Source organism: Acinetobacter endophylla, from assembly GCF_053543775.1.
The window spans coordinates 64,719-71,100 of the sequence record NZ_JBLVOM010000258.1; the positions used below are offsets into that span (position 1 = coordinate 64,719).

The window sequence follows — 6,382 nt, forward strand, 5'->3', positions numbered from 1 at the left end:
AAGGGAATTAAAAAAGATCAAAATGTAAGGCTTGAAAATAAAAACAGCGGCTCGAAGGCCGCTGTCTAAACTTCATTTATTCACGATTAGTCTTGCTGAATACCTGCAACCACCCAGTCCTGATTTGAACCTGCTGGTTTGGTGAAATGCCAGATTTCTGCAAACGGTTGTGGCAAGCTGTTCAAGTCTTCGCTTACCGTACCGGTAAAGCGTACGCTGACAATATATTGGCCATTGTCTGTAGATGAATCGACGACCAAGGCATTTAGATTTGAAAACTCGGCAACATCCTGATCCTGATTGCTCATGATGTCGTTATACATCGACTGATAAAGATCAGGGGTCAAGTAACGCTGAATTTCAGAAATGTTGCTTGCTGTATTCATAGACTGGATATGGTTAAAACGCTGACGCGCTACACGCAAGAATGCTGCAGGTTCAGTGCCATCCGGTAACTGGCTACCACTTTGGGTATAAGCTGCACCAAAAGGCGCGTTATTTACCGGAGCAGAGCCGAACGGAGCATTATTGCTTGGTGTTTGACCACCCACATTCTGACCAAAAATATTGGTATTGTCACCACCGCGAGGTGCAGTCGGTGCCTGACCAAAAGGTGCTGTATTACCAGCACCACTATTTGGTGCATATGGGTTAGAAGCTACTTTTTTTTTTGCGCCCATCTTACGGAAAATGAAGAAGGCAACAGCAGCAGCAAGAAGGATCCAGATCCAGCCCGGAATACCACCTTTTTCCTCTTCTGCTTGAGCAGCCTGAGCTTCAGATGCTGCTACACTTTGATCATCCGCCAAGGCATTCGCAGCAACTGCACCAATCGCAGCACCGGCTACACCCGCGGCAACCATGCCGCCGACACCCGGACCAGATTTTTGCTGGGTTGCAGCACCGGCAACTGGCGCTTGTTGAGCAGGCGCAGCTTGACGAGGTTGTTGATAAGATTGAGTAGGTTGTGCAGAACGTTGCATGCCATGACTTTTACCGCCACCGGCACGTTTTGCTTCAGCTGCAAAAGGCGCAACCAATAAAACTGCTGTCAAGATACCTGTGATCAAACCGCGCTGTCGAACTTCCATTCATTTTTCCTATGAGAATAAAACCTATTTGTACAGTCTATTTATATAGGCTTTGTGTGGAATTTCAATCAAAAATCTGTATTTTTTTGCTCTTTATACCAAATAGGTCAGTTTACAGTTAGTTGAGTTCATCACTCAGCGTCATCGCCTCGCTTAACGCTTCATGTAAACGCGCGACTGCAATAATTTGCACGCCTTCAATGGATTTTTGCGGTGCATTGCCGCGAGGGACAATAATGTATTTAAAACCATGTTTAATCGCTTCTTTTAGGCGCTCCTGACCATTTGGCACAGGGCGAATCTCTCCAGACAGTCCGACTTCACCAAAAACTGCCAACTGTTGCGGTAAGGCTTTGCCACGAATGCTGGAAGCGCAGGCGAGAAGTACCGCCAGATCCGAACCAGTTTCGGTGATTTTCAAACCACCGACGATATTGACATAAACATCCTGACCAGAGGTTTGCACACCACCATGCCGATGCATGACTGCAAGGAGCATATTTAGACGGTTCTGATCCAAGCCAAGCGCTACACGTCTTGGTTGGCCATGTGCATCATCGACCAGCGCCTGTACTTCAACCAGGAGTGGGCGCGTACCTTCGCGGCTGATCATCACAATCGAGCCGGGAATGGCTTCATCATAACGGCTTAAAAAGATGGCCGAAGGGTTGGACACCTCGCGCAGACCTTTGTCGGTCATGCCGAACACGCCGAGTTCATTGACCGCACCAAAACGGTTTTTGACCGCTCGGATCATTCGGTAACGTGAATCCGACTGGCCTTCAAAATACAGCACACAGTCGACCATATGTTCCAGTACACGTGGGCCGGCCAGTGCGCCTTCTTTGGTTACATGACCGACCAGAAACAAAGACGTACCACTATTTTTGGCAAAACGGGTCAATAGGGCCGCTGATTCACGAATCTGTGAGACACCACCCGGGGCAGATTGCAGGGTTTCGGTATACAGGGTTTGGATTGAGTCCAAAATGGCCACTGCAGGACGTTGCTGGGCCAGTACTTCACAAATACGTTCGACACAGGTTTCTGCCATGACTTTGAGCTGGTCAGTTGGCAGATCCAGACGCTGGGCACGTAAAGCCACCTGAGATAAAGATTCCTCACCGGTCACATACAGGGCCGGATTTTTGGCAGATGCCATGTGCGTGGCTGTTTGTAGCAAGATGGTAGATTTACCAATTCCGGGATCACCGCCGATCAGGACCACCGAACCGGTCACCAGTCCGCCACCCAAGACCCGGTCAAATTCGCTGATACCCGTCGGCAGACGGGTTTCATGAGAGACTGAGACCTGATTTAAGGTAGTAATGCTAGACGCCTGGCCGGCGTATCCACCACCAATTTTTGGCTGGGCGCGATGCGTCACTGCCGGTGCAATGGTCACCTCAACCAGGCTGTTCCATTCCCCGCATTCAGAACACTGCCCCGACCATTTTGGATGATCGGCACCACACTGTTCACAACGATACACACTTTTTGCTTTAGCCATATTTGAAGATGAAGCGATTGAAATTGAGTGACAGCATAGCGGTGAATGCCATCGAAAACCAAGCCTTTCACCTGAAAAATCATGGTTTTTACGACAAGGTTTGTCGCTTTTATTTATGCTGATTTGAATACTGTGCGGTACCGCCGTCTATAATGCCTATCTTGTTATGCTGGAATGGAACAGATCTTGTCACAATTGCTGAAACATATTGATGCGATCGCACGTGAAAAAAACCGTGATGTGTTATTCGTGCATTTTGATCATTATGTACATCCAGATCGGGATGCAAACTCGGTTCGCCAGATGTTGATCGGCTGGCTAGAGCAACAGGGGATTGCCTATATGCCGTGTTTAGGTGTGGATCAAACCGTCCATAGTGAAATCTACCTAGGTGGTCTTTATCTGGATGTACCTTTTGATCTGCATCATAAAACCTATCAAAAACTGAGTGAGTATCTGGAAGATGAACAGGGCAATATGAAAATTAAAGGCATTCAGTTTTTTGTTTTATCTTTAGGACTGGCACTGGAGCTTGAATCTGAGTGGGACAAGCTGGCTTGTAGTGGTTTACGTTGCTAAATTTTCATGATGAAGAATGGAAAAGATGAAACAGAAAAAGCCACGATTAACGTGGCTTTTTACTATTTTGGCTTGAGTAGTTAAATAACTTGTCAATTAATAAAGTTCACCAGATTTACGTCTTGCAATGAAGTCTTTCGATTCTTTGGCAATGACCCCAGATAGCAATAATAATGCGATTAAGTTCGGCACCGCCATCAGGCCGTTAAAGGTATCGGCGAATAGCCAGACCAGATCCAGTGTTGCAATGCAGCCGATAAATACTGAGGCAATATAAATAATGCGATAGGGCAAAACGAATTTTTCGCCAAGTAAATAGCTGGTACATTTTTCGCCATAGTAGCTCCAGCCCAAAATGGTGGAATAAGCGAAGAAAATGATCCCGAAAGTCACCACCCAGCCGCCAATACCAGGTAGCAGCTTGTCGAATACACCGATGGTCAATACGGCACCGGTTTGATCTCCGAATGAATTACCGGCCATGATATAGCCCATTACCAGAACCATACCGGTAATTGAACAGACAATAATGGTATCAATGAAGGTACCGGTCATAGACACCAGACCTTGACGGGCTGGATGATCGGTTTTTGCCGCTGCAGCAGCAATCGGCGCAGAACCCATGCCGGCTTCGTTGGAGAATACACCACGTGCCACACCATAACGAATCGCCGCACCAATTGCACCGCCCACTGCGGCTTCTCCAGTAAAGGCATAGGTGAAGATGATTTTAAGCGCAGGAACGACCAGTTCGAGATTATTAAAAATGATAATTAATCCCCCTGCCACATAGCCTATAGCCATAATAGGAACAATCAGTGACGCTGCTCTGGAAATCGATTTAATCCCGCCCAAAATCACCAGTGCCGAAAAGGCAGTAATAATAATACCTGTCATCCAGGTTTCGATGCCCAGGCTGTTTTGCACTGCCAATGCTACGGTATTGGACTGTACGGAGCTGCCGATCCCAAAAGAAGCCAGTGCCCCGAACAAGGCAAAAATCAGCGCCAGCCATTTCCATTTCAGACCCCGCTCGATGTAGTACATCGGACCACCGGACATTTCACCTTTCTCATTTTTGACTCGGTATTTGACTGCCAGAACACCTTCGCCATATTTGGTCGCCATACCAAACAGGGCAGTCATCCACATCCAGAACACGGCGCCCGGACCACCGAGGACACAGGCAGTGGCTACGCCGGCAATGTTACCGGTACCAATCGTGGCAGAGAGTGCGGTCATCAATGAAGCGAATTGTGAAATGTCCCCTGAATGGTCAGGGTGCTTGCCAAAGACCTGTTTAAAAGCCAGTGGCAACATGCGGAACTGCCAGAACAATAAACGGAAGGTGAGGAATATCCCGGTACCGACAATCAGTACCAACATATAAGGGCCCCAGACCCAGCCGCTTAAAGTTTCCATTAAACTTTGTAAATTTTGCATAAAATTCTTCTTATTGATCCATGTCTGTGTAGTTCGAGGTATTGATTAAAAAGCAATTGCTATGCCAGATGCATTCATCCTAAATGCATAAATTGGCTGAATAGTGTTTTATTTTTTACACAGTTTTAAAAATTTGACAAGAAATTACTGGAATCTTTCAGGTCAAAAATAAAGCAAAAATGTAACTGGAGAGCGATATAAGAAAAATAAATTAACTTCTTCAATTAATCAGGAAATACAAATGATGCAAATTTTATTTTTGTATTCATCATTTTTTACGTTAATTTGTCGCGAGTAAAACTCAAAGTTGTAATTAATAATGTCAGAAAAATATAACAATTCATCGGCAGAGCACGGTGAATTAAAGCGGAGTTTGTCCAATCGGCACCTACAGTTAATTGCCATTGGGGGCGCCATCGGAACCGGCCTGTTTATGGGTTCTGGTAAAACCATCAGTCTTGCAGGTCCTTCGATTCTGGTGATTTATATGATCATCGGTTTTATGGTCTTTCTGGTGATGCGTGCATTGGGTGAACTGTTACTCTCCAATTTGCAATATAAATTTTTTATTGATTTTGCCACGGATCTGATCGGGCCTTGGGCCGGATACTTTGTCGGCTGGACCTACTGGCTCTGCTGGATCACCATCGGGATCGCAGATCTGTCAGCCATTATTTACTATCTGCAATTCTTCAATAATGGTTTGCCCTTTAGCCCTGAAGAAGGCGTCATGATCAGTGTTGCCGCGATTGTGTTTATCATGGGGCTGAATCTGGTCACGGTAAAACTGTTTGGTGAAATGGAATTCTGGTTTGCCCTGGTCAAAATTATCGCCATTGTGGTGCTGATTGCCGTTGGCCTATGGATGGTGTTTACCGGCTTTACCAATGATGCCGGTACGGTCGCATCCTTTAGTCATATCTGGGAGCATGGCGGTTTGTTCCCGACGGGTGCTATGGGCTTCCTGGCCGGTTTCCAGATTGCAATCTTTGCCTTTGTCGGGGTAGAGCTGGTGGGTACTACAGCGGCTGAAACTAAAGATCCGGAAAAAAACCTGCCAAAAGCGGTGAACTCTATTCCGATTCGTATCATTATTTTCTATGTATTGGCACTGCTCATTGTGATGTCAGTGACACCATGGAACCAGATTGACCCGAATGTATCGCCATTTGTAAACCTGTTCAGTCAGGCTGGCATTGCAGCGGCTGCGATTATCATGAACCTGGTGGTATTGTCCTCGGTGATGTCCTCGATGAACAGTGGCGTATTCTCGACCAGTCGTATGCTGTTTGGCCTGTCACGTGAAGAGCAGGCACCGGCGGCCTTTGGTCGCCTGAACCGTCGCGCGGTCCCTGCAAATGCCCTGTATTTTTCTGCCGTGTGTTTGTTGCTGGGTGCAGCACTTCAGTATTTTGTTCCCGATACCGTTCGGGCCTTTACCTTGGCCACAACTTTATCCACGATTCTGTTTATTTGTGTCTGGATCATGATTATCTGGAGCTATATCGTGTATTACAAAACACGTCCAGAGCTGCATGCCAAATCAACCTTTAAGCTGCCGGGTGGTTTAGTGACCTGTTGGATCGTGATTATTTTCTTCCTGAGCATGATTGTGGTCTTGGCACTGGAAGAGGATACCCGTCAGGCACTGATGATCAGTCCGATCTGGTTTATCCTGCTAATCATTGGATATTTTGGTTTCTATAAACAGAAACATAAATAAACCTTATCAATAAAAACGTCAGCGATCTGCTGGCGT

At 46.4% G+C, this 6,382-nt stretch carries 5 protein-coding genes; 2 read left to right on the forward strand and 3 right to left on the reverse strand.

Going from position 1 to position 6,382, the window contains the following annotated elements:
* Window positions 1-86: 86 nt before the first annotated feature.
* The gene (locus tag ACNPNW_RS14450; protein ID WP_129716716.1) at window positions 87-1,091 is read right to left on the reverse strand and encodes a Tim44 domain-containing protein; all 1,005 of its coding nucleotides are present in this window, start codon (window positions 1,089-1,091) and stop codon (window positions 87-89) included.
* 118 nt (window positions 1,092-1,209) lie between these two features.
* Entirely contained in the window at window positions 1,210-2,601 is a 1,392-nt protein-coding gene (gene radA / locus ACNPNW_RS14455) for a DNA repair protein RadA (RefSeq protein ID WP_129716714.1), read from the reverse strand.
* A 174-nt stretch (window positions 2,602-2,775) separates the two neighbouring features.
* Between radA and ACNPNW_RS14460 the strand changes: the two genes are divergently transcribed.
* Entirely contained in the window at window positions 2,776-3,180 is a 405-nt protein-coding gene (locus tag ACNPNW_RS14460; protein ID WP_071850648.1) for a hypothetical protein, read from the forward strand.
* A gap of 96 nt (window positions 3,181-3,276) precedes the next feature.
* Here ACNPNW_RS14460 and ACNPNW_RS14465 read toward each other — a convergent pair whose 3' ends face one another.
* Window positions 3,277-4,623 (reverse strand): alanine/glycine:cation symporter family protein, encoded by a 1,347-nt coding sequence (locus tag ACNPNW_RS14465; protein WP_129716712.1) that lies wholly within the window; start codon window positions 4,621-4,623, stop codon window positions 3,277-3,279.
* Window positions 4,624-4,942: 319 nt separating this feature from the next.
* Here ACNPNW_RS14465 and ACNPNW_RS14470 point away from each other — a divergent pair, with 319 nt between their 5' ends.
* A complete protein-coding gene (locus ACNPNW_RS14470; RefSeq protein WP_448767088.1) occupies window positions 4,943-6,346 on the forward strand; it encodes an amino acid permease in 1,404 nt (467 codons plus the stop codon).
* Window positions 6,347-6,382: the final 36 nt, after the last annotated feature.

What these genes read in the sequence shown, in the direction of transcription:
- ACNPNW_RS14460 (WP_071850648.1), top strand. Translation starts at nt 2,776, where the DNA reads ATGGAACAGATCTTGTCACAATTGCTGAAACATATTGATGCGATCGCA.
- radA (WP_129716714.1), bottom strand. Translation starts at nt 2,601, where the DNA reads ATGGCTAAAGCAAAAAGTGTGTATCGTTGTGAACAGTGTGGTGCCGAT.
- ACNPNW_RS14450 (WP_129716716.1), bottom strand. Translation starts at nt 1,091, where the DNA reads ATGGAAGTTCGACAGCGCGGTTTGATCACAGGTATCTTGACAGCAGTT.
- ACNPNW_RS14465 (WP_129716712.1), bottom strand. Translation starts at nt 4,623, where the DNA reads ATGCAAAATTTACAAAGTTTAATGGAAACTTTAAGCGGCTGGGTCTGG.
- ACNPNW_RS14470 (WP_448767088.1), top strand. Translation starts at nt 4,943, where the DNA reads ATGTCAGAAAAATATAACAATTCATCGGCAGAGCACGGTGAATTAAAG.